Raw genomic sequence first — 22828 nt, 5'->3', positions numbered from 1 at the left:
CGGTGGACGACCTGGTCGGCGCGGGGACCGACCAGCTGTCGGCGTTCGACCGGTGCCGGCGGCCGCACCTGCCCCACTGACCAACCGATCAGGCGCAGGCGCGAACCGATCCAGCCGGATAACTGGATTCCGGCTCGCGTCCGCGCCCGGCTCGCTACCCTCGGCTGCGGGACCCACACGGACATCCGCGGTGCACGTCATGCCGATTGGAGCGCCATGCCCGCCACGTCACGACCGCCTGTCCTGCACCTCGTCGTCGGCGCCGCCGAACCGGCCGCCCAACTCAGATCCTTCATCACCGCCTGCCAGCAGCTGGGCTGGGAGGTCCACCTCGTCGCCACCCCGGACGCGCTCGACGTGATCGACCCGGACGCCGCAGCTGACCTCACCCACCACCCCGTCCACACGGACGAGCAGATCACCGAACTGCCGCCGGCCGAGGCCTACGCGGTCGCCCCGGCCGGTTTCGACCTGGTCAACAGGTGGGCGTACGGCTTCAACGACAACCTCGCCCTGCGGCTGCTCAACGAGGCCACCTCCATCGGCCTGCCGGTCGTCGCCGTGCCCGTCCCGAACCCGGCGCTCGCCCGGCACCCCGCGTTCCTGGAGAACCTCGAGCGGCTGCGGCACTGGGGCGTCCTGGTGACCGCGCCCGCCGAGCCCGCGGACCGGGCCCCGTGGCGCGCCGCCGTGCGGGTGATCGCCGAGTGGACCCGCTTCGCCCGGATGCCGGTACAGCCGACAGCGGTGCCCGAGCAACCGGGCGGAGACCGGCCGCGCAGCGCCGACGACCTGGCGTTGCAGTCCGGCTGAACGCCCCGCGCAGACCGACGAGGATCGCGCGAACCGCGGAAACAACGAAGCTGACAAGATGGATCACGCGCCGAGCAGTTGCCGGGCGACGATGAACCCGGAGCCGCCGCTGACGCCGGCCCCCGGCCAGGTGCCGGCACCGAGCTGGTACAGGCCGTCGATGGGCGTCCGGTGGCCAGGCTGGCCGGGCAGCGGACGCAGCAGGTAGCTCTGCGCCAGGTCGTGCGCACCACCGTACGGATCACCCGGGCCGCAGTTCGGGTTGTAGCGCGCCAGGTCGTCCGGTGTGGTGACGGCGTGCGCGGCGATCGCATCGGGGATGTTGGGGATGTGCCGGCCGACCATGGTGATAACCCGGTCCACGAGCCGATTGGTCAGGTCGTCACTCCAGCCACCGTCGCCCACATCGATCACCCCGGCCGCGTCCCCACGCGGGCGGATCGGCATCTCCAGCAGCTGGATACGAAGGATCGCCGCACCGGCCGGAGCACGGCTGGGATCCAGCGCGGTCGGGCAGTCCACGGTGAACGTCGGGTCGGCGGGCAGCAGACCCGCCATGCCCTGCGCCACGGCAAGCGCGCACTCGTCCAGGCCGCTGGTCAGGAACGGCTGACCGATGGTCGCGAAACGAGGGTCCGGCCAGCGCGGCGGTTCCCGTAGGGCGAGATGGATCTGCACGCATCCGCGACCGTACCGGTACCGGGCTGCCTGTGCGCGCAGCGTGTCCGGCGCGTCGCCGCCGAGCAGCTTGAGATAGAGCTGGTCGGCGTTGGTGCAGGCGAGCACCGCCTGGCGAGCGGCCATCCGGGTCCCGTCAGCGGTGACCACACCGGTCGCCCGCCCCTGCTCGACCAGGATCCGATGCACCTCCGTGTCGGTGACGATCCGCCCGCCGTGCTCAGTGACCAACTGGGTCAGGGCGGTGACCAGGGCCTCGCTGCCACCGACCGGGAACGGCATGCCCGCCCGCATCGCGGTCTGGGTGAACAGGGTGACCCAGATGCCGCTGCCCGGCTCATTCGGCGTGCGCCCCATGTGGAGCACCCAAGACGCGAGCATCGCCCGCAGTACCGGCGAGGAGAACCGGGACACGGTGGTCTGCGCGGTGTCGAAGAGGTCGACCGCGAACGGAGTCAGCCCCGCACCGTCGCCCCGGAGCAGCCGACCGATGGCGGCCCTGGCACCCGGCTCGCTCAGCTCGCGCGAGAGGAGCCCGAAGACATCGCCCGCGTACGGCGCGAAGGCCGACATCCATGCGGCGAAGGCATCGCCGTCGCCGGGCGAGAGCTGGTCCGCCTCGGCCACCATGGCATCCATCGACCGGTGCAGGACGGCCGTACGGCCGTCCGGAAAGGACACTCCGGTGGGCGGGTCCGGGTTGACGTAGCTGAGGCCACGCGCGGTCAACTCCTCGCCGAGGTCGGCCCAGACGGGGCCGGCGTGCAACAGCGGATGCACCGCGGAGTAGACGTCGTGCAGGTAACCAGGCAAGGTCATCTCTTCGGTGCGCACCAGGCCGCCGGGCCGGTCGTTGCGTTCCAGGATCAGCACTTCGCGCCCGGCCCTGGCCAGGTAGGCGGCGGCAACCAGGGCGTTGTGCCCGCTGCCGACGACGATGAATTCGTAGCTGTCCACTGCGTCTCTCCCCCATCGGCGCTCCGTCAGCGGGGCGAGCGCCGACGTCAACCGGAGGTCGGGCCACCGGCGCGGTGGTAGCCGGCCGGGCCCCCACGAGGCATCGCGACATTCGGGCCGCGAGGAATCTGGTCGAAACGAACTCTATAGACGTTGCCGCTCCGGGTAGCGGGTTTCCCTGGTTCCTACCCTCGGCGGCGATCCAAGCCGTGCTTCAGGTCGGCGCGTTGATCCATCTCGACCGACCGTGCGGATCAGATCGCCCGTCGATCGACACACGAGACGGATCACCGACAGTCGAACTCCGCCGACCGGACCGTCAGTCGGCATCGGTGTCATGCCGGTGCAGCGCCCACCTCCAGCGAGAGACCAGCGATCTCGACCGGTGGCGGCGGGCAGACCTGCCGGCACCGGAGGCCTGCGGTCATCACCCGGAGGAAGACCGGCGCCTGGATCTGCGCGGGCAAATGGATCGGCGGGGCCGGACACCGGCGGCGAGCAGCCGCGGGTGAGTGGATCAACCCAGGATGAGCCTCAGTCGGCCTGGGCGGCGAGTTCCCGGGCGCGGTCGCGGGCGGCCTCCAGCGCGGCCAGCAGCGCCGCCCGCACGCCGTGCTTCTCCAGCTCGCGGATGGCGGAGATGGTGGTGCCGGCCGGCGAGGTGACCGCCTCGCGCAGCTTGACCGGGTGCTCGCCGGAGTCACGCAGCATGACCGCGGACCCGATCGCGGTCTGCACGATCAGCTCGTGCGCGACCTGCCGGGGCAGGCCGAGCAGGATGCCGGCGTCGATCATCGCCTCGACCAGCAGGTAGAAGTACGCCGGGCCGGAGCCGGACAGTGCCGTCACCGCGTCCTGCTGCGACTCGGGCACCCGGATGGTGGCGCCGAGGGGCTTGAACATCTCCTCGGCGAGGGCCAGGTGCGTGCCCGTGGCGTGCGCCCCGGCGGAGATGGCGGTCATCGCCTCGTCGACCAGGGCCGGGGTGTTGGTCATCACCCGCACCACCGGGGTGCCCTCCGGCAGCCGCCGGCTGAAGAAGGTGGTCGGCAGGCCGGCGCAGAGCGAGATGACCAGCTTGTCGGCCGGCACCTTGGGCCCGATCTCCTCCAGCAGCACGCCGGCGTCCTGCGGCTTGACCGAGATCGCGAGCACCTCGGCCTCGTCCACCGCGGTCAGGTTGTCGACCACCCGGACGCCGTAACGGGCGGCGAGCTCCTCCGCCCGGGCCGGCCGCCGGGCGGTGGCCAGCAGGCGGTCCACCGGCCAGCCCGAGCGCAGCAGCCCGGAGAGCATCAGCTCGCCGATCTTGCCGGCCCCGATGACCGCGACCGTGTGCACCGAACCCGCCATCGGGCCGTACCCCTCTCGCCGTGAAACCGGCGCGCGGCGGACCCGGGGCCCGCCGCGTCGCCGTGGGACGGATCAGCTGCCGAAGAAGACCTCGGCCTCGGCGTACCGCTCCAGCGGCACGGTCTTCAGCTCCCGGGTGGCCTCCGCCAGCGGGACGCGGACGATGTCCGTGCTCTGCATGGCGACCATCTTGCCCCAGTCGCCCTCGTGGGCGGCGTCGATGGCCTGCAGGCCGAGCCGGGTGGCGAGCACCCGGTCGAACGCGGTCGGGGTGCCGCCGCGCTGGATATGACCGAGCACGACGGTGCGGGCCTCCTTGCCGGTCTTCGCCTCCAGCTGCTCGGCCAGCCACTGGCCGATGCCGCCGAGGCGGACGTGGCCGAACGCGTCCAGCTCCTGGTTGTGCAGGACCATCTGGCCCTCGAGCGGGTGGGCGCCCTCGGCGACCACGACGATCGGGGCGTACTGGTGCTGGAAGCGCTTCTCGACGTAGCCGGCGACCTGGTCGACGTCGAACTGCCGCTCCGGCAGCAGGATCACGTTGGCGCCACCGGCGAGGCCGGCGTGCAGGGCGATCCAGCCGGCGTGCCGGCCCATCACCTCGACGACCAGGGTGCGGTGGTGGCTCTCGGCGGTGGTGTGCAGCCGGTCGATCGCCTCCATGGCGATGTTCACCGCGGTGTCGAAGCCGAAGGTGTAGTCGGTGGCGCCGAGGTCGTTGTCGATCGTCTTCGGCACGCCGATCACGTGGACGCCCAGCTCGTGCAGCTTGGTCGCCACGCCGAGGGTGTCCTCACCGCCGATCGCGATGAGTGCGTCCACGCCCTGCGCGGCGAGGTTCTCCTTGATCCGCTCGACGCCGTTCTCGATCTTGAACGGGTTGGTGCGGGACGAGCCGAGGATGGTGCCGCCGCGCGGCAGGATGCCACGGACCTCCGCGATGCCCAGCGGGCGGGACAGGCCCTCCAGCGGGCCCTTCCAGCCGTCCCGGAAACCCACGAACTCGTGACCGTAGTTGGTGACGCCCTTGCGGACCACCGCCCGGATCACCGCGTTGAGACCTGGGCAGTCGCCGCCGCCGGTGAGCACGCCGATACGCATGATCTGCTCATCCTCCTGGAGCATTGGGGTAAAGCCCGGTAAGCCCCAGGATAGGTGTCAAGAACAGACCATCGGCGCCGTTGCCGGCCCGGGGCGGGCCGTCAGTGCGCACTGTAGTCCGCGCGGGTGCACGCCGGCACCGCGGCCCGGTTACCGCCCAGTAGCTGACCTGGGCTTTCCGGCCGCCCGGTCAGCGCCCACCGGAGGCGGTCATGGCCCGCCACCGCAGCAGGTTGTGCCGGGCGTCGACCAGCGCGTCGTGCCGGGCCGCCTCGGCCTCCGGCAGTGGCGGGCGGCCCCGGTCGTCCCAGACCTGGCGCAGTTCCTTGGTGAACCGGGGGATCTCGCGGGGCAGCGCGGTCATCGGGCCCCAGAGCTGCGCGAGAGCCACGTGGTCGTACGCCGCGTACCAGGCCCAGAGCTCGATCTGCTCGCCCGGACGGTCGCGCACCGGCTCGAGGAGGAAGTCCAGCAGGTCGTCCCGGATCCGCTCCCGGGAACGCCAGGCCCGGTCGGCCGGCGACGGGAGCTTGTCGAGCACGTTGCGGCGCACCCACGGCACGGCCCGGGAGTCGTCGAACTCGGTGGAGACGGCGTAGAACTCGCGGCCGTACTCGTCGACGACGCCGATCGACACCAGGTCGATGATGCGGCCGTCCTCGATGAACTCACAGTCGTAGAAGTAGCGGTAGACCATCACCGCCATCCTCGCGTACGCCCACACCGCCGCGCCGGGCGGGTGGCGACAGCCCGACCACCGGCACGTTCGCGCAGGTCACGACGGGGATGAGGGACGGCCTCGAGTACGCCTCGAACGTCACGGAGATGAATTGAGGGGTGTACAGCAAGCGACCGGACCGTCATGATCTGATGTGTACCGCTACCGGAGGTGTCGGAGCACCTGGGCGGGGGGCCCGTCAGGTTCACCCGGTGAGCGAGTTGTGGTCCTTGACCGGGGAGGGGTTGGGCCGTGGAGGTGCGCCTTCCGGAGCCGGGTGACGCGCTCACGGGTGTCGAGATGTTCGCCGGCCTCGAGCCGGAGGTCCGGCAACGCGTGATCGCGGCGGCCGTCCCGCGCACGTACCGCAAGGGGCAGCTGCTCTTCGTCGAGAACGATCCCGGCGAGTCGCTGATCGTGCTGCGGCGCGGCGCGGTCGCCGTCTTCCGCACCGCACCGACCGGCGAGCGGGCCGTGCTGTCGGTGATCCGGCCGCCGGACGTGCTGGGCGAGGTGTCCCTGCTCGACGCCTCCACCCGCTCCGCGTCGGCCGAGGCCATCGAGGACTGCTCGGCCCTCGCGCTGTCCCGCGGCGCGTTCATGGAACTGGTGCACTCCAACCCGCGCATCCTCGACGCGGTGATGCGCTCCCTCGGCGCCCTGATCCGCCGCCTGACCGAGCAGAACGCCGACCACGTCTTCCTCGACCTGCCCGGCCGCGTCGCCAAGACGCTGGTCCGCCTCGCCGGCGAGAGCCAGGCGCCGATGATCACCATCGAGCTCAACCAGAGCCAGCTCGCCGAGATGGCCGGCGGCTCCCGGCAGAGCGTCAACCAGGCGATCGGCTCGTTCGCCAGCCGGGGCTGGCTGCGCACCGAGGGCCGCCGCATCGTGGTCACCGACGTGGCGTCGCTGCGCCGCCGCGCCGGCATGAGCGAACGCTGACCGTCGGGCGACGCCGCCGTCAGGCCGCGATCGGCTCGCGGGGCTTCGGCGCGGGCGGCGGGGGCACCGACTTCGCCTTCTGGGCGTACATGTCGACGTACTCGCGGCCGGACAGCTCCATCAGCTCGTACATGATCTCGTCGGTGACCGCGCGCTCGACGAACCGGTCGCTCGCCATCCCGGCGTAGCGGGAGAAGTCCAGCGGCGGGCCGAACCGGATGCGCACCCGCTGCACCTTCGGGATGATCTTGCCCGGCGGCTGGATCTCGTCCAGGTTGAGCATCACCACCGGCACCACCGGGGCGCCGCTCTCCAGCGCGAGCCGGGCAACGCCGGTCTTGCCCCGGTACAGCCGCCCGTCCGGCGAGCGGGTGCCCTCCGGGTAGATGCCCGCGACCCCGCCGGCCCGCAGCACCTTGAGCTGGGTGTCCAGCGCCGCCCGGGCGGCCCGGCCGCCGGAGCGGTCCACCGGGATGGTGCCGGTGCCGACGAAGAACATCTTGGTCAGCCACCCCTTGAGGCCCTTGCCGGTGAAGTACTCCGCCTTGGCGACGAAGGTGACCTTCCTCGGCACGATCAGCGGGGTGAAGATCGAGTCGGAGAAGGAGAGGTGGTTGCTGGCGAGGATCACCGGGCCGGTCGCCGGTACGTGGTGCAGGCCCTCCACCTGCGGGCGGAAGATCAGCTTCAGCAGCGGCCCGAGGATGACGTACTTCAGCAGCCAGTACAGCACCGGCGTCCTTTCCCGTGGGGTTGCCCGCGACAGCGACCCGTCCCCGGGAGCGCTGCCGTCGCCGACGAGCCTACGGAGCACCGGCCCTCCGCCACAACGGACGACCGATCAACTTTCCCGTCACACCACCTGTGGCGCCCCGGAGGAGCGCCCTCTCCCACTCGTCCAGCCCGTCGCCGCTCGACCTGGCCGTCGCGACATATTCCACCCCGGAGAACCGGTCGCCTGTCGCTCGTCCGCACCTCCACGGCGGGCACCAGGTCACGCTCCGCCGCGCAACTCCGGAGGTAGTTTCCGTCGGCGATGCGGACCGGAGTGTCCGGGACGAAGGAGTTGCAGCGGCTCCGGTGACGGCCCTTGTAGGCACGACGCACCTTGCTGGCCTTACGCGCCTTGTAGGCGGCGCGGGCACTGTTCACGGCGAGGCGGACGCCCTTCACCGCCGCTCCGGCGCCGACGACGGCCGCCGCCGCTCCCGCGAACGCCCAGGCCGCCTCCCGCCAGTTGCCGGTGGCCGCGTACGACACGGCGGACACCACGCCGGCGATCGTGCCGATCGGGCCGGGGATCATCGAGGCGTACGAGGCCACCTTGGCGACCTTCGACAGCCCCTTCTTGATGCTGCCCCAGCCCCACTTGCCGTCCAGGTCGGTGCAGTTGACGGGGTCGCCGGCGCAGTAGTCGTACGCCGTGGCGTTGCCGCCGTCGACTGGGTCCACCTGGAGGAACCGGCCGATGCCGGGGCTGTAGAGGCGGACGCCCATCAGGATGACGTCGCCCATCGCCTCGCCCGAGCGCTGCTTCCCGCCCAGCCAGCCGTACCGCTGGTCGGCCTGCCCGGCCATCGGCACGCCGAACTCGTCGTAGTCGAAGAACTCCGGCTCGGTTCAGCGCCGTGTCGACCGTCGCCGCCACGTCACCGTGCAGGTCGGTCAGTTGCAGCACCACGTCGTCGGTGGCCCAGGTGGCGGCGGCCAGGCCGCCGTCCGGCCCGGACACGTTGCGGGTGATGCTGCCCAGCGTGGTGCCCTCGACGATCCAGCGCGGCTGGTAGGAGTCGTCGCCGTAGTGGTTCAGGCTTCGACGTGGCGCCGACCCAGTTGCCGTCGACCAGCGTCTCGGTGGTGTACGCGCGGAACCGGCGCGCCGGGGCCAGCGTCCACCTACCTGTTGACCTTGCCTTACTTTGTCAGTTCAACACCGGTACTGGGACGGCTACTCGCCGTTCTCGGCACGCCAGCGCTCCAGCTCTGCAGTCAACCCTGCGGCCGCACGCCGGCCGGGCGACATGAAGGCGAGGAACCGGTACGAGCCAAGGACACTCAGCTCGACCTCTTCATGGTCACCGTCTGGTGAGCGAACGGCGACGATCGGCGTCTGCACCTCGAAGAACGTGCCCGCCAAGCCCGTTGACTGTTCGCCAATACCGACCCTGTCGACGTCGGCCCACGGAATTTTCCTCGTACGCGTCAACTCTCGGATCTGGATTTCGTTGTCACGCACGCTGACCCCGAGCAGAAGTGCTCGGACCGCCCCGGCGGCAAGTACGGCGGTCATGATCCAAAAGATGATACGCGCGGGTAGAGCCGACTCGGACACCGCGATAGATGCGGTCAGCAACAGCATGATCATAAGGCACAGGAACAGGAACATGTTCCACGGCCACGAACGCCAGGTGACCTTCGTCATCTCGCCGCCCTCGTCGATATCGCGTCATACCCTCGCGGATCCTACGTCCGCGAGGGTATGACAGGGTCATGTGCCCCGGGCCGGCCAGCTGAAGCCGGCCGGCCCTCCAGACCGAAGTCAGAAGTACCAGGGGAGCCGACTCATCGGACGCCGCCAGCACCTGTCCGAGTAGCACTTCGCCGCGCCGAAGGGCAGGTTCACCCCTCCGGTTCGCATCGCCGACGCCCGCCAGCCCAACTGGTTCCAACCCCTGGTCTGGTACTTCCGCTCCCATGCCTTCAGCTTTTTGCGTTGCCACAGGGCCGGCTTCTTGGCCTTGATGCGGCCGAGCTTGCCGTACTGGGCGTAACGGAACGCGGAACCCAGACCGACGGTGGCGAAGGTGGCAACGCCATCAACCGCGTTGGCCCGCCACGTCTTCCGCCAGCCGCCGCCTTCCTTCGCTCGTTGCTGGGCGCGAACGCCATACGCGGCAGCCTGGAGACCGGCGCACGCGGCCCAACCCACCGCGGGCGTCAGGCAGGCGCCGGTGGCGACCGCAGTCGCGATCGCACCTCGGTGCCGGTACGCCCAGCGGCCCACCGCGCTCGCTCCTCGCGCGATGCCGCGTCCGACCGCCGCTGCCTTCCGGCACGCCCACTTCGGCCCCCAACACCGCTGGCCGTCGAGGTCGAACTGGTTGACCGGATCCGCGCAGGCGTAGTCATAGTCGTTACAGCTGCCGCCGTCGACGGGGTCGACCTGGAGGAACCGGCCCAACGACGGGCTGTAGAGACGGACACCCATGAGGATCACGTCGCCGAGTGCCTCACCGGAGCGCTGTTTCCCGCCCAGCCAGCCGTACGCCTGGTCCGCCTGACCCGCCTGCGCATTGCCGAACTCGTCGTAGTCGAAGGCCTCGACGTCGACCAACGCCGGATCGGTGGTGACGACGACGTCCCCGTGCAGGTTCGTCAGGTGCAGCTTCACGTTTCCGCTCGCGGAAGTGGTCGCGGCCAGGTCACCGTCCGGCCCGGACACATTTCGGCTGATGTCCCCCGTCACCGTGTCCGTGACGACCCACCGCGGCTCGTCACTGTCGTCGCTGTAGTGGTTCACCTTCGAGGTGGACGGCGTCCAGGCGCCGTCGACCAGCGTCTCCGTGGTGAAGGTTCGGAATCGCCGGGACGGGTCGAGCGTCCAAACCTGCCGGACGTCGTCGAGTTCCTGCTTCTGCACCAGGTCGTTGACGAAATAGGTGTTGGTGAGCCCGTCCGGAAGGGTGGTGACCCGGCCGAACGCGTCGTAGTGGTAGCCGCTGTCGACCAGCCGGTCCGCCGTGTCGTAGCTGTGCGTGTCGACGCTGGACGCGGTGGCCTCCTGGCACGCACCGTCGGCTGCCGGTCCGAAGACACTCTTCGAGGTGCGGTTGGTCTGGTTGTCGTAGCCGTAGGTCCGCGTGACGCAGCCGCCCGAGACCGAGCTGTCGTGCCGGGTGCGGGTGAGTCGGCCGAGGCGGTCGTAGCCGTACGTCTTGTCTCCGCCGGTGTAGGCGTGATTCACCCACTGCCCGGCGCTGTTCTCCGTCACGGCCTCGCTGTACACCACGGCGCCGTCGGAATCCCTGGTGTAGACCCGCTCTACCGGGTCGAGTCCGCTGTCCAGCCGGTCTCGTCGGGTGATTCCGCCGGGGTAGCTCACCTCGACCAGCTGACCATCCGGCGCGTACCGCGCTCCGAACGAGCCGGCGACGCTGTCGCTGACGCTCGTCAGGAACCCTCGTGGCTCGGAGGCGCGATCGTAGGCGTAGGTCGTGGAGCTATGCGGGTCCGCGATCTTGACCAGCTTGCCGACCCGGTCGTACTCGGTGGTCGTCACCGCGCCCCCAGCGTCCGTGTACTTCACGGAACGGCCCAGCGCGTCGAACTCGCGGGCAATCGTGGCGGAGCCGCTCTGCGTGGTGGTCGCCCGTCCGTTGACCGGGTCGTAGCCAGTGGTGACCGACTCCAGCGCGACCCCCAGATCCGATGTCACCGAGCCCGAGACCACGCGACCCGCCGCGTCATACCCCGTGACGGTCGTCCGGGTGCTTCCTCCCGCCGCCTCGGTGACCGTGGTGGGATCGCCGTAGCGGTGATAGCCCGTGACGTGCCGGACGGGCAGGCTGCCAGGCATCCGGTCCGGGTCGTGCCCACTGACGGCACCGGCGTGCCGCGTCATGCAGGGCTGGCCGGCCCACTCGGGCTTGTTGCCGCACACGCTCTCCTGCGGGTTGGCGCCCGCGGTGTAGAACCGGTGATCCTTTGCGGACACCTACCGCCGAAATGGATCCGTCGCACCGAGCCGGATGAGTCGGACTCTTCCGGCTTCCGACCGTCACCGAGCGCCGCGGGCGGACCAGCCATGATCGGGGCGGGCTCCAGCGCCCGATGCCGCCACCTGCGGCTCGGCCCCACCCGGACGACGGCGGAGCACCGCCCTGGTGACGATCGGTGACCCTACCCGGCCGGGACGCCGCGCCGACCCCGGAACACATCGGCCTTCGCCTATGACGTGAGTCACAGTCGCCGTCGATGTCCGCGGCTGGCCGGGCAAGCTGGATTCGCTCGGCCGCAGCTGCCATGATGCGCCGCATGTCCCTGCACCGTCGTACCGTGCTCGGCATCGGTCTCGCGGTCGCCGCCGCGACCGTCGCCGGCTGCCGCGAGGTGGCCCGGTCGGCCACCGCCGGCCCGTCCGCCGCGCCCACCGCGAGCGCGGGCGCGAGCGCGTCGGCCGCGCCCAGCCGGTCCGCGGCGGCACGAATCGCCGCCCCGGACGCCACCGGGACCAGCGGGGCGACGGTTCGCGGCGGCGCCAACGCGGCGGGCCGGCTGGTCATCATCACGCTCGACCGCCATCTCTCGCCGACCCGTGCCAACCCGCAGCATCCGGCGTACGCGGGCGCGGTCGCGCTGTGCCTGGTCAACGGGGCCATGGTGGCGCGGGCGGTGGCCGGCAAGGCGCTGCGCTACGACGCCGGGCCGGTCCTGCTGCCCGCGTCGAAGCAGGTGACGATGCGGTACGACTCGATCTTCGACCTCGCCTCGATCACCAAGGTCTACACCTCGATCCTGGCGTTGCAGCAGGTCGACAAGGGACGGATCGACCTGTCCGCGCGGGTGGTGGACTACCTGCCCGGCTTCACCGGCACCGGCAAGGACAAGATCACCGTCGCCATGCTGCTGTCCCACACCAGCGGCCTGCCGGTCGGGGCGAAGGTCGCCGGCCTGCCCGACGACGCGGCCCGCCGGGCGGCCGTCCTGGCCACCCCCCTGGTGAGCGGCGCCGTGCCCGGCACGGTGTTCCGGTACTCCAGCGTCGGGCTGATGGTCCTCGCGTTCCTGGTCGAGAAGGTCACCGGGCAACGGTTGGACCAGGCGCTCAAGACCGGGCTGACCGGCCCGCTCGGCCTGCGGTACACGGGCTTCAACCCGAAGACCTGGCTCAGCGCCGCCGACCAGGCCGCCCGGCTCGTCGCCACCGACGCGCGCTCGTCGCGGGGGCTGCTCCGGGGGGTGGTGCACGACGATGTCGCCAACCACATGGGCGGAATCGCCGGCCACGCCGGCATCTTCAGCACCCCCGCCGAGGTGGCCGTCATCGGTGAGCTGCTGCTGAACGGCGGTGCCTACCGGGGCGTCCGGATCCTCTCCGAGGAGATCACCCGGCAGATGCTCACCAACGTCAACGCCGGCCTGCCGGCCGTCGACCCCGAGCGGCCCACCCGTACCGCCGCGCACGGCCTCGGCGTCGTGCTCGACCAGCCGTGGTTCATGGGCCGGCTGAGCGGTCCGCGCACCTTCGGGCACACCGGCTTCACCGGCACCTCCCTGGTGGTGGACCCGGACCGGCGGATGGTCCTGGTCCTACTGACCAACCGCGCCCACCCGAACTGGAGCTGGGCGAGCCCGGACCCGGTCCGGGTCGACGTCGCCGACATCGTCGCGGCGATCCCCCGCTGAGCCGGGTCGCGGCGGCGGAGATCACGCCGGCAGAGGGCGCGGTCCGCGCACAAACGGACAAACACCCGCGCCCGCCACCAGCGGAGCGACCCCTGACGGGCAAGACGCGACACAACGCACTCCCGGAACCGGGTGCCGACGTGTCACGATTCATGGCACGGCGTGGGGACGCCGAGGGGGCTCAGGTGGCGCGCCGCGGGCGCGCGTTGAGGAGGTTGTCCGGTGTCAGCGGGTGGCGCCCGCCGGGGGCGGCGGGACAACGGGCTCGACGCGACCGAGTACGCGGTCGCCGGCGACGTCGACCCCCGGGTCGGCGAGCACCTGCTGGACGTGCTGGCGGCCGGGGGCATCGCCGCGTACCTGCAACCGTCCGCCGACCTGAACCCGGTCACCCGCACCACCACGGTCCCGTCCCGGCCGGTCGACCGCCTGTACGTGGACCGCTCGCACCTGACGACCGCCCGCGACTACCTGACCCAGCTCGCCGACGAGGGCGCCACCGACCGCGCGCGTGACGACGAGCCCGACATCGACGCCGAGTGGGCCCGCATCGTCGCCGGTTTCCACGCCACCGCCCCGACCGGTGACAACCCGTGGCCCGCCGCCGAGGACGTCGACGACACCCGCCCGGGTCGGCCCGGCGTCGACGAGCCGACCGTCACCGAGGCCCGGCCGCTGCCGTACGCGGCCGACATCTCCGGGGTGACCGTCGGGCGGGGCCGGGACGACGCGCCGTCGCTGCTGGACGGGCTGGACACCTTCGGGGCGGACCTCCCCGACGACGAGGACGAGGACCGGTACACCCCGCCCCCGCCCCCACCGCTGCCCCGGATCTCCAAGTACGCCGCGGTCGGCACGCTGGCCATCGTGGTCGGCTTCGTGCTGTTCCTGTTCCCCACGGTGTTCCCGGCCGACCCGTCCGTGGTCACCCTGCTCGGATTCACCGGCATCCTGGCGGGCTTCGTCACGCTGGTCTGGCGGCTGCGGCCGGGCGACCGCGACGAGCAGGACCCGGACGACGGCGCGGTCGTCTGACCGCCCGATCCAGCGGACGCCTCGATCAGCGGCACTGCGCCCGCATCCCGGGACGGCCACTCCCCCACCATGGGCGTAACAGTGGTGTAACTTACGGTCAGTAGGAATACCGCTGCCCGTCACGTCCCCTCCGCTGACTGCCGGTCGTTCCTCCCCCTTCGCACCGGCGGTCGCTTCCCCGGCAGATCGGAACGCCCGAGATGCGACAGAGTTCCCTCGTGGTGGTCGCCAACCGCCTCCCCATCGACGACAGTGTGGCGCCGGACGGTGCGTGCGAATGGCGCCGCAGCCCCGGCGGCCTGGTCAGCGCGCTGCACCCGCTCCTGCGGCACACCCCCGCCACCTGGGTGGGGTGGGCCGGCGGCACCGGACCGGCCCCCGCGCTGCCCGACATCGACGGCGTCCGCATGCACGCCGTGGCGCTAACCACGGAGGACCTGCGCGACCACTACGAAGGCTTCGCCAACGCCACCCTGTGGCCGCTCTACCACGACGCCGTCGAGCAGCCTGAGCACCACCGCCGCTGGTGGGAGGCGTACCAGCGGGTCAACCAGCGCTTCGCGGAGGCGACCGCCGAGGTGGCCGAGCCCGGCGCCGTGGTGTGGGTGCAGGACTACCACCTCCAGCTCGTTCCGGGCCTGCTCCGGGCGCTGCGACCGGACCTGCGGATCGGCTTCTTCCTGCACGTCGCCTTCCCACCGCCGGAACTGTTCATGCAACTGCCCCGCCGGGCCGAACTGCTGCGCGGCATGCTCGGCGCCGACCTCGTCGGCTTCCAGCGGGCCCAGGCGGTGCACAACTTCGCCCAGCTCGCGGCGAAAGTGCTCGGCCTGCCCGCCACCGACCGCCGCATCGCGGTCGACGACCGGGTGGTGCGCATCGGGGCCTTTCCGGTCTCCATCGACACCGCCGAGATGGCCGCCCTGGCCACCCGGCCGGACGTCGCCGAGCGGGCCGCCCGGCTGCGCCGCGACCTGGGCAGCCCCGACCAGGTGATCCTCAGCGTTGACCGGATGGACTACACCAAGGGCATCGAGCAGCGGCTCAAGGCGTACAGCGAGCTGATCGTCGACGGTCACGTCAAGGTCCGGGACACGGTGCTGGTGCAGGTGGCGGTGCCGAGCCGGGAGCGGGTCGGGCAGTACCAGATCCTCCGCGAGCGCGTCGAGCGCGAGGTCGGCCGGATCAACGGCGAGTTCGGGCGGGTCGGCGAGCCGGCCATCCACTACCTGACCCAGCCGTTCGACCGCGCCGAGTTGGCGGCCCTGTACCGGATCGCCGACGTGATGGCGGTGACCCCGCTGCGGGACGGCATGAACCTGGTGGCCAAGGAGTACGTCGCCGCCCGGGTCGACGACAGCGGGGCGCTGCTGCTCAGCGAGTTCGCCGGCACGGCCGCCGAGCTGTCCCAGGCGTACCTGGTGAACCCGCACGACCTGGAGGGCCTCAAGCAGGGGCTGCTCGCGGCCCTGCGGGCCGCGCCGGACGACGTCCACGAACGGATGCGGGCCATGCGCGCGCACCTGCGCCAGCACGACATCCGCGCCTGGGCCCGGTCCTACCTCTCGGCGCTCGACGAGGACGGGTCGCTGGTCAGCCGGCTCGGCGCCGGGGGCTGATCGCGTCCGCGCTCAACCTCGGACGGGATCCTTCTCCAGCCAGTCCAGGATCGCGTCGACCGGTTCCCGCCAGCGCGCGTCGAGCATCAGGTCGTGCCCCATCCCGGGGAAGAGCAGCGGCGCGGAGCCGTACCGCCGGGCCGCCCGGGTCAGCGCCGCCGCCGGCACCACCCGGTCGTCCGGGCTGCCGAGCACCAGCACCGGCGGGTCGCCCACCGCCGGCTCCGGCTCCCGACCCAGCAGCAGCTGCCACTGGGCACGCCGGGCGGCCCGGCCCAGCCGGGAGACGTGCCGCCGGGCGTCCGCCGCCGACAGCTCGCGGCTGAACAGCTGGGAGCGGCTCAACCGCAACCGGCCGCCGGCCAGCGCCGGCAGCGTCCCGAGGGGGTTGCGGCGCAGCGCGGTCAGCGCCGTACCCCAGCCGCCGAGGACCGGCGCCACCAGGACGGCGGCGCGGGCCGGGTAGCGCGCCAGGGCGTGCGCGACCACGAGCGCCCCGGCGCCGTGCCCCACCAGCACCGCCCGGCGCGGCAGGCCCGCCGCCACCTGGACCACGTCATGGGCGTACGCGCGCAGCGTCGCGTCCGGCGCCGGGCCGCTGCCGCTGTGGCCGCGCAGGCTCAGGGCGTACGCGGGAAAGCCGCGCCCGGCGGCGTGACCCAGCCAGTGCTCGGCGAACGCCCACGCCCCGTGCCCGAACCCCGGCACGAACAGCAGCGGCGGGCGGCCCTCCTCCAGCTCCGGGGCGGCGCCGAGCACCTCGCGCCGGACCGGGCGGACCGGCCGGGCCCACTCCCACCCCCGCATGATCCGCACCTGCTGGCTCACCGTGCCGACCTTTCGTTCGCCACTGCGGGGCTTCGCTCCGCCGCACTCCTCGCGCTCACCGCGCCTCCAGGTCCCGCATGGCGCGCTGGACGGCGCGCAGGTAGTCGGCGTGGCCGACCTCGAACCAGTGCCGGGTGCTGTCCTTGACCGGCCCGGAGTAACGCTCCCCCGCCTTCGCGGTGACCTTCCCGGCGAAGGCCGCCGCGCGGTCCGGGCGGGTCACCCGCAGCCGCAGCAGCCGGGCGAACAGCACGGCCTGCCAGTGCGACAGGGTGAAGATGCCGGAGTCGGGCTGCACCAGGCCGGCCACCGCGAGCGTCGGGTGACCGGGCACGAACGCGTTGAGCCACAGCGTCGGCCGGCCGGTCCCGCCGTCGTCGCCGAGGATCTTCGGGTCGAGGAACTCGAACCGCGGCAGGTAGCCGGTGGCGAAGACGACCAGCTCCGGGTCGATCCGCCGGCCGTCGGCGAGCTCGACGGCGTACGGGTGGAAGCGGGTGACGTCCGGGACCGGGGTGATCCGGCCGTGGCCGACGTGGTACACGAGCTGGCTGTTGGCGATCGGATGGGTCTCGTACACCCGGTGGTCGGGTTTCGGCAGGCCGAACCGGGTGAGGTCACCGACGGTGAGCCGCAGCGTCAGGTGGTAGAGCCACTGCCGGACCCGCCGCGGGACCCGCAGCGCCAGCAACTCGTCGTTGACCTGGTCGGCGGGGCGGCCGAGGACGTACTTGGGGGCGTACCAGTAGCCGCGGCGCGTGGAGTGCCAGCAGTGTGACGCCTGCTGCGCGGCCTCCACGGCGATGTCGCAGCCGGTGTTGCCCGCGCCGACCACCAGCACCCGCTTGCCGCGCAGCTGCGCCGGGTCCTTGTACGACGAGGAGTGCATGATCTCGCCGCGGAACTCGGCGAGGCCGTCGTAGCTCGGCAGCTTCGGGGACCAGTTGTGGCCGTTGGCGACCACGACGGCCGCGTACCGGGAGGTGCGCTCCGGGCCGTAGCCGCCGGTGCTGCGGGTGGTGACGTCCCACCGGTCCCCGGCCACCGGCTCGACCCGCACCACCTCGGTGCCGAACCAGATGTGCCGGCGCAGGTCGAAGTGGTCGGCGTACCGCTCGAAGTAGGACAGCAACTGGCTGTGGTGCGGGTAGTCCGGCCAGTCGTCCGGCATCGGGAAGTCGGGGAACTGGGTGAACGGGCGCGACGAGATGAGGTGGGTGCTCGCGTACACCGGGCTGCGGTCGTGCCGCCAGTTCCACGCGCCGCCGACCCCCGTCTCCCGCTCGTAGCAGTCGACGCCGAACCCGTGCTCGGTGAGGTTCTTGATGGCGGTCAGCCCGCTCGCGCCGGCACCGATCACGCAGACCGTGTCGCCCCGGTCCGAGACCGGGCGGCCGTCGCGGGTCACGTCGAGGGTGCTCGACTCCGGGTCGGGCCGGCCGTCGTCGGTGGAGGTGGACACCGAGAGATCTCCTTTGTGCGGCACGGGTGCCGGGTCGCGCAGCATCCTGCCCACATCGGATGGCCGATGTCCAGCCCCGGCCCCGGCGCCGCGGTCAGGCGGTCGGGGGCAGCAGCAGGTCGACCAGGACCGGGAAGTGGTCACTGGCGCGGCGGGTCTCCGGCGTGTCCACCACGTCGTAGTCGACGACGGTGATCCGCGGGTCGACGAAGAGCGCGTCGATCCGCCGGCTCGGGTTGGCGCACGAGTAGGTGAGCCGGTCGGCCCGGTCCGTCGCCACCGCGGCGTCGGTGCGGCCGGCCGCCACCGTCGCCCAGGCCGGCCCGTCCGGCCCCTCGTTGAGGTCCGCGCCCGCGATCACCGGCCAGGGCGCGTCGGCCAGCCCTCGGGCGAACAGCTCGGCCTGGGCCGGCCGCTCCGCCGGGTCGGTGGACAGGTGCGCACCGGCGAGCGTGAACCGGGCGCCCCGCTCGACCACGCAGTCGGCGTACGCGGCGCCCCGCAGGTGCCGGCCGGGGGTGAGCGGGAACCGCTGGCACCGGTCGGCGGTCACCCGCACCCGGAGGCTGGTCAGCAGCAGGTTGCCCAGCGCGGGCAGCCCGCCCGCCGCGACCACCAGCCCGAACGACGCGGCGAGCGCCGCGGACTTCTGCCGCCAGCGGAACCGGCGCGGTCCCTCCTGCACGATGACCACGTCCGGCGCGGCGGCGCGGACCACCGCCGCCAGCGCGGCGGTGTCGTCCCGCTGGCTGTGGATGTTGTACGACACGACGCGCAGCGGCACGCCGTCACCCGGTGCGGTCACCGGGGCCTGCGTCGACACCGGCCCTAGATCCGGCGGGCGAGGTCGGCGGCGCCGATGACGCCCGCGGTGTTGCCGAGCTGGGCCGGCCGGATCTCGGCCACCGGCAGCCGGCTGCGCTGCGCCAACGCCTCGGTGAAGGAGCGGCGGGTCGGGCCCATCAGCAGGTCGCCGGCGTCGATGACGCCACCGCCGACGACCAGCACCTGGGGGTCGAGGATCTGCGCCATGTCCGCGAGGCTGGTGCCCAGCCAGCGGCCGACCTGGGCGAACGCCTCGGCGGAGACCGGGTCGCCGCCCTTGGCGGCAGTCGTCACCATCGGGCCGGTGATCGCCTCGGCCTCCCCGCCGGCCAGGTCCAGCAGGGCGGCGGCGCGGTGCGGCTCCTGCCGGGCCGCGGCGCGGGCGAAGCGGACCAGGGCGCTGCCGCTGGCGTACTGCTCGATGCAGCCCAGCCGGCCGCAGCCGCACTGGTGCCCGTCGGGCACGGTGAGCATGTGCCCGAGTTCGGCGGCGATGCCGTTGGCGCCGCGGACCAGCTCGCCGCCGAGGACGATGCCGCCGCCCACGCCGGTGCCGATGGTGAACATGACCATCGAGTCGTCGGCGTGGCGGGCCGCGCCGTGCCGGAACTCGGCCCACGCGGCGACGTTGCCGTCGTTCTCGACGATCACCGGCAGGTTCACCGCCGCGCTGACGTAGTCGCGCAGCGGCTCGTCGCGCCAGGCCAGGTTGGGGGCGAAGAGAACGGTGGAGCGACCGGCGTTGATCCAGCCCGCCGCGCCGATGCCGACCGCCTCGACCGTCCGCCCGTGCGCCAGCTCGCCGACCACCTCGATGATGACGTCGCGGGTCTTGCCGACGTCATCGGCGGGAGTGTCCCGTCGGGCCTGCACCAGGACCCTGCCGGCGTCGTCCACGACACCGCCGGCCACCTTCGTGCCACCGACGTCGACTCCGATGGTCAGCGTCACCGCTGCCACTCCCCTCTGCTGTGCTGCCCCGGCCCCACGGCATCGCTCGGTGGGGTCGGGAGGCGGTGGTCAGGCCCCCCGGGCGTCCTCGCCCGCGTCACCGGGCACCCGGGAGGCGGGCACCACGGGACGGTCGGCCGCCGCCCGTACGGTCACCGGCGCGGCCGGCCCGGCGACGTCGACGGGCGGTGCGGCGGCCGGGTCGGGGGTCTCCTCCGTGCGGGTGGCAGCGGACCAGACGTCCCCCTCGGGCGCCGACGGAGAATCATGCCCGCTCCGGGTGGCCTCGCGCCACACGTGATCCTCCGTGCCGGCGGTCGGCGGGGCCGGGGCGGGCTCGTCGGCCCGCTCGTGGGCCGGCTCGGCCGGGGCGAACGCGCGGAGCAGGCTGGCCACCCCGGCGGCCAGGTCGCCGGCTCCGGTGGCGAGCCGCTCGGCGAATTCCGGACTCGGGTCCCGCAACGCGGCGACAGCCCGGCAGACCGGGCAGATGCAGCACTCCGCGGTTCCGGTGGCGAAACCACCCCCGGTGGAACCCGCCGACCCGCCCGGGCCGCCGCTGTGACCGAGGACACTCGACACGATCCCACCGAGCGGACCCCACGCCGCCGACCCCGATCCCGCCGCGGCCAGCCGCGCGGTGGCCAGCAGCGTGGCGACCAGTCGTTCCGCCTCTTCCCGGGCCGAGCCCGGATCCGTTGCCCCCACGCTCGGCTCCTCTACCGGGGCGGCCGGGCCGCCGGCCGCGTCACTGCGCCGCACCGGGTGCTTCTACCCGGCGTTTGAGCTGCTTCAACGCGGCGTCCATGATCATTTTTTCGGCCTTGCGGCGGAACATGCCCAACATCCCGACCGACAACTCGACCTCCAGCGTGTAGGTCACCGTCGTCGTGCCGTCGGGGTTGCCCACCAGGTCGTACGAACCGCGCTGGGCCTTCTGCATCTTCGAGGGCGCCACCAGGTGCCACTCGATACGGGTGAGGTCCTCCGCGTACTCGTAGGCGAGCACGTACTCGTCGGCCATCACGCCCGCGTCGATGGTGAACCGGACCTGGCTCGCGTAGCCGTCCTCGTACTCCTCGACGACCTCCACGTCCCGTACCGCCTCGGTCCACTCCGGGTAGCGCGGGAAGTCGCAGATGACCGCCGCCACCCGTTCCGGTGGCGCGCCGATGATGATCGACTGGGTGGAGGAGTCCGCCATGGGGGGAGGCTACCCGGCGGCGGGAGGAACCTGCCTGCGCCACCCACCCGCTCGGGCGGGTAGGTTTCGACAGAGCCGACCCGAGGTGGCGGCCCCGCCCGGCCAGTGTGAGCACGAGGAGAGTGCAGGTGCGCGAGTTCTCCGTCCCGCCGATCGTCACCGTCGGCGACTCGGCCAACCTCACCGATCCGGTCTGGGACAATGCCGAGGTCGCCCCGGACGCGGTGCAGTTCGTCCGACCGGGCCCCGACGGCACCCCGGTCGAGGTGACCTGCCGGCAGTTCCGCGACGAGGTCGTCGCGGTCGCCCGGGGCCTGGTGGCGGCCGGCGTGCAGCCCGGCGCCCGGGTCGCCCTGATGAGCCGCACGCGCTACGAGTGGACCCTGTTCGACTACGCCATCTGGGCGGCCGGCGCGGTGACCGTGCCGATCTACGAGACGTCCAGCGCGGAGCAGGCCGCCTGGATCCTGTCCGACTCCGGCGCCGTCGCCGCGCTGGTGGAGACCAACGCACACGCCACGTTGGTCGCCGGCGTACGCGACCGGCTCCCCGAACTGGCGAACGTGTGGCAGATCGACCTCGGCGCGGTGGACGAGCTGGTCGCGGCGGGCGCCGCGGTCGACCCGGTGGAGATCGAGCGGCGCCGCTCGGCGGTACGGTCCGGCGACCTCGCCACCATCATCTACACCAGTGGCACCACGGGCCGCCCCAAGGGCTGCATGCTCACCCACCGCAACATGTACGCCGACATCGCCAACGCGGTGCCGGTCCTGCCGAACCTGTTCGGCGAGAACGCGTCGACCCTGCTGTTCCTGCCGCTGGCCCACGCCTTCGCCCGGCTCATCCAGATCGGTGTCGTGCAGGCGCGCGCCACGATGGCGCACTGCGCCGACACGAAGAACCTGGTCGCCGAGCTCCAGGCGTTCCGCCCGACGTTCGTGCTGTCGGTGCCGCGGGTCTTCGAGAAGGTCTACAACGCCGCCAAGCAGAAGGCCGAGGCCGACGGCAAGGGGAAGATCTTCGCCCGCGCCGAGGCCGTCGCCATCGCGTACAGCGAGGCGCTGGAGACCCCGGCCGGCCCCGGCCTGGCGCTGCGCGCGCAGCACGCGCTCTTCGACCGGCTCGTCTACCGCAAGCTCCGCGCGGCGCTCGGCGGCCGGTGCCGCGACGCCATCTCCGGCGGCGCGCCGCTCGGTGCCCGGCTCGGGCACTTCTTCCGGGGCATCGGGGTGAACATCTGCGAGGGGTACGGCCTGACCGAGACCTCCCCCGCGGCCGCCGCCAACCTGCCCGGCGCGACCCGGATCGGCACCGTCGGCCGGCCGCTGCCCGGCGTGACCATCCGGATCGAGGACGACGGCGAGATCCTCATCGCCGGCGACCTGATCTTCAAGGGCTACTGGCGCAACGAGGTCGCCACCGGCGAGGCGCTGGCCGACGGCTGGTTCCGCACCGGCGACCTCGGCCACCTCGACAGCGACGGCTACCTCAGCATCACCGGCCGCAAGAAGGAGATCATCGTGACCGCCGGCGGCAAGAACGTCGCCCCGGCGGTCCTGGAGGACCAGGTCCGGGCGCACCGGCTGATCAGCCAGTGCGTCGTCGTCGGTGACCGGCAGCCGTTCATCGCGGCGCTGGTCACCGTCGACGAGGAGGCGCTGCCGACCTGGCTGGAGGCGGCCGGCCTGCCGACGGACACCCCGGTCGAGGTGCTGTGCGAGCACCCGGAGCTTCGGGCCGAGATCCAGATCGCGATCGACGCCGCCAACCAGGCGGTGTCCAAGGCCGAGGCGATCAAGGTCTTCCGGATCCTGCCCCGGGACTTCACCGAGGCGACCGGCGAGCTGACCCCGTCGCTCAAGGTCAAGCGGCAGGTCGTGCACAAGTCGTACGCCGCGGAGATCGCCGACATCTACCGCGGCTGACTACGATCC

19 protein-coding genes and 1 pseudogene are annotated in these 22828 nt (G+C 72.3%); 6 read left to right on the top strand and 14 right to left on the bottom strand.

What is annotated here, in order from left to right; all coding sequences use genetic code 11:
* The first annotated feature begins 216 nt into the window (after positions 1–216).
* Positions 217–813: a flavoprotein gene (locus AB0873_RS07945; protein ID WP_366598936.1), complete on the top strand. Its 597-nt coding sequence runs from the start codon at positions 217–219 to the stop codon at positions 811–813.
* A 63-nt stretch (positions 814–876) separates the two neighbouring features.
* Here AB0873_RS07945 and AB0873_RS07940 read toward each other — a convergent pair whose 3' ends face one another.
* From AB0873_RS07940 to AB0873_RS07925, 4 genes are all read right to left on the bottom strand, one after another.
* Positions 877–2448 (bottom strand): NAD(P)/FAD-dependent oxidoreductase, encoded by a 1572-nt coding sequence (locus AB0873_RS07940; protein WP_366598935.1) that lies wholly within the window; start codon positions 2446–2448, stop codon positions 877–879.
* Between the two features lie 534 nt (positions 2449–2982).
* Entirely contained in the window at positions 2983–3801 is an 819-nt protein-coding gene (proC, locus tag AB0873_RS07935; RefSeq protein WP_366598934.1) for a pyrroline-5-carboxylate reductase, read from the bottom strand.
* Between the two features lie 72 nt (positions 3802–3873).
* Positions 3874–4902, bottom strand: a complete 1029-nt coding sequence (locus AB0873_RS07930; protein WP_155331058.1) for a 6-phosphofructokinase — start codon at positions 4900–4902, stop codon at positions 3874–3876.
* A gap of 190 nt (positions 4903–5092) precedes the next feature.
* Complete coding sequence (locus AB0873_RS07925) at positions 5093–5599, bottom strand: polyadenylate-specific 3'-exoribonuclease AS (protein WP_366598933.1); 507 nt, start codon at positions 5597–5599, stop codon at positions 5093–5095.
* 273 nt (positions 5600–5872) lie between these two features.
* Here AB0873_RS07925 and AB0873_RS07920 point away from each other — a divergent pair, with 273 nt between their 5' ends.
* Positions 5873–6565, top strand: coding sequence for a Crp/Fnr family transcriptional regulator (locus AB0873_RS07920; protein ID WP_155331056.1), 693 nt, complete (start codon positions 5873–5875; stop codon positions 6563–6565).
* Between the two features lie 19 nt (positions 6566–6584).
* Here the strand turns inward: AB0873_RS07920 and AB0873_RS07915 are convergent, their stop codons facing one another.
* From AB0873_RS07915 to AB0873_RS07900, 4 genes and pseudogenes are all read right to left on the bottom strand, one after another.
* The gene (locus tag AB0873_RS07915; protein WP_155334111.1) at positions 6585–7298 is read right to left on the bottom strand and encodes a 1-acyl-sn-glycerol-3-phosphate acyltransferase; all 714 of its coding nucleotides are present in this window, start codon (positions 7296–7298) and stop codon (positions 6585–6587) included.
* Positions 7280–8152 (bottom strand): annotated as a pseudogene (locus tag AB0873_RS07910) (RHS repeat-associated core domain-containing protein); the annotation flags it as partial. The pseudogene AB0873_RS07910 and the gene AB0873_RS07915, both read right to left, overlap by 19 nt.
* Before the next feature lie 361 nt (positions 8153–8513).
* A complete protein-coding gene (locus AB0873_RS07905) occupies positions 8514–8987 on the bottom strand; it encodes a hypothetical protein (RefSeq protein ID WP_366598932.1) in 474 nt (157 codons plus the stop codon).
* 117 nt (positions 8988–9104) lie between these two features.
* Entirely contained in the window at positions 9105–11279 is a 2175-nt protein-coding gene (locus tag AB0873_RS07900; RefSeq protein ID WP_366598931.1) for an RHS repeat-associated core domain-containing protein, read from the bottom strand.
* Positions 11280–11599: 320 nt separating this feature from the next.
* On the opposite strand from AB0873_RS07900, the gene AB0873_RS07895 reads away from it, so the two are divergent.
* From AB0873_RS07895 to AB0873_RS07885, 3 genes are all read left to right on the top strand, one after another.
* Complete coding sequence (locus tag AB0873_RS07895; RefSeq protein ID WP_366598930.1) at positions 11600–12970, top strand: serine hydrolase; 1371 nt, start codon at positions 11600–11602, stop codon at positions 12968–12970.
* Positions 12971–13192: 222 nt separating this feature from the next.
* Entirely contained in the window at positions 13193–14005 is an 813-nt protein-coding gene (locus AB0873_RS07890) for a DUF308 domain-containing protein (protein ID WP_366598929.1), read from the top strand.
* A 200-nt stretch (positions 14006–14205) separates the two neighbouring features.
* Positions 14206–15624, top strand: a complete 1419-nt coding sequence (locus AB0873_RS07885; RefSeq protein WP_366598928.1) for a trehalose-6-phosphate synthase — start codon at positions 14206–14208, stop codon at positions 15622–15624.
* 12 nt (positions 15625–15636) lie between these two features.
* Here the strand turns inward: AB0873_RS07885 and AB0873_RS07880 are convergent, their stop codons facing one another.
* From AB0873_RS07880 to AB0873_RS07855, 6 genes are all read right to left on the bottom strand, one after another.
* Positions 15637–16452, bottom strand: coding sequence for an alpha/beta fold hydrolase (locus tag AB0873_RS07880; RefSeq protein ID WP_366598927.1), 816 nt, complete (start codon positions 16450–16452; stop codon positions 15637–15639).
* Positions 16453–16507: 55 nt separating this feature from the next.
* The gene (locus tag AB0873_RS07875) at positions 16508–17914 is read right to left on the bottom strand and encodes an NAD(P)-binding domain-containing protein (RefSeq protein ID WP_155331048.1); all 1407 of its coding nucleotides are present in this window, start codon (positions 17912–17914) and stop codon (positions 16508–16510) included.
* Positions 17915–18008: 94 nt separating this feature from the next.
* Positions 18009–18719: an endonuclease/exonuclease/phosphatase family protein gene (locus tag AB0873_RS07870; protein ID WP_366598926.1), complete on the bottom strand. Its 711-nt coding sequence runs from the start codon at positions 18717–18719 to the stop codon at positions 18009–18011.
* Between the two features lie 23 nt (positions 18720–18742).
* On the bottom strand, positions 18743–19690 hold the full coding sequence (locus AB0873_RS07865; RefSeq protein WP_366598925.1) for an ROK family glucokinase: 948 nt from the start codon (positions 19688–19690) through the stop codon (positions 18743–18745).
* Between the two features lie 69 nt (positions 19691–19759).
* Positions 19760–20398 (bottom strand): hypothetical protein, encoded by a 639-nt coding sequence (locus AB0873_RS07860; protein ID WP_366598924.1) that lies wholly within the window; start codon positions 20396–20398, stop codon positions 19760–19762.
* A 40-nt stretch (positions 20399–20438) separates the two neighbouring features.
* Positions 20439–20894 carry an SRPBCC family protein gene (locus tag AB0873_RS07855; protein ID WP_366598923.1) on the bottom strand — a complete coding sequence of 152 codons (456 nt, stop codon included), beginning with the start codon at positions 20892–20894 and terminating at the stop codon, positions 20439–20441.
* A gap of 128 nt (positions 20895–21022) precedes the next feature.
* On the opposite strand from AB0873_RS07855, the gene AB0873_RS07850 reads away from it, so the two are divergent.
* Positions 21023–22819: an AMP-dependent synthetase/ligase gene (locus tag AB0873_RS07850; RefSeq protein ID WP_366598922.1), complete on the top strand. Its 1797-nt coding sequence runs from the start codon at positions 21023–21025 to the stop codon at positions 22817–22819.
* The last annotated feature ends 9 nt before the right edge of the window (positions 22820–22828 follow it).

Source organism: Micromonospora sp. NPDC047707, assembly GCF_040704235.1.
Lineage (GTDB): Bacteria > Actinomycetota > Actinomycetes > Mycobacteriales > Micromonosporaceae > Micromonospora.
This window is presented reverse-complemented; position numbering and strand designations above follow the sequence as displayed.

What these genes read in the sequence shown, in the direction of transcription:
- AB0873_RS07945 (WP_366598936.1), top strand. Translation starts at nt 217, where the DNA reads ATGCCCGCCACGTCACGACCGCCTGTCCTGCACCTCGTCGTCGGCGCC.
- AB0873_RS07905 (WP_366598932.1), bottom strand. Translation starts at nt 8,987, where the DNA reads ATGACGAAGGTCACCTGGCGTTCGTGGCCGTGGAACATGTTCCTGTTC.
- proC (WP_366598934.1), bottom strand. Translation starts at nt 3,801, where the DNA reads ATGGCGGGTTCGGTGCACACGGTCGCGGTCATCGGGGCCGGCAAGATC.
- AB0873_RS07895 (WP_366598930.1), top strand. Translation starts at nt 11,600, where the DNA reads ATGTCCCTGCACCGTCGTACCGTGCTCGGCATCGGTCTCGCGGTCGCC.
- AB0873_RS07925 (WP_366598933.1), bottom strand. Translation starts at nt 5,599, where the DNA reads ATGGTCTACCGCTACTTCTACGACTGTGAGTTCATCGAGGACGGCCGC.
- AB0873_RS07930 (WP_155331058.1), bottom strand. Translation starts at nt 4,902, where the DNA reads ATGCGTATCGGCGTGCTCACCGGCGGCGGCGACTGCCCAGGTCTCAAC.
- AB0873_RS07855 (WP_366598923.1), bottom strand. Translation starts at nt 20,894, where the DNA reads ATGGCGGACTCCTCCACCCAGTCGATCATCATCGGCGCGCCACCGGAA.
- AB0873_RS07885 (WP_366598928.1), top strand. Translation starts at nt 14,206, where the DNA reads ATGCGACAGAGTTCCCTCGTGGTGGTCGCCAACCGCCTCCCCATCGAC.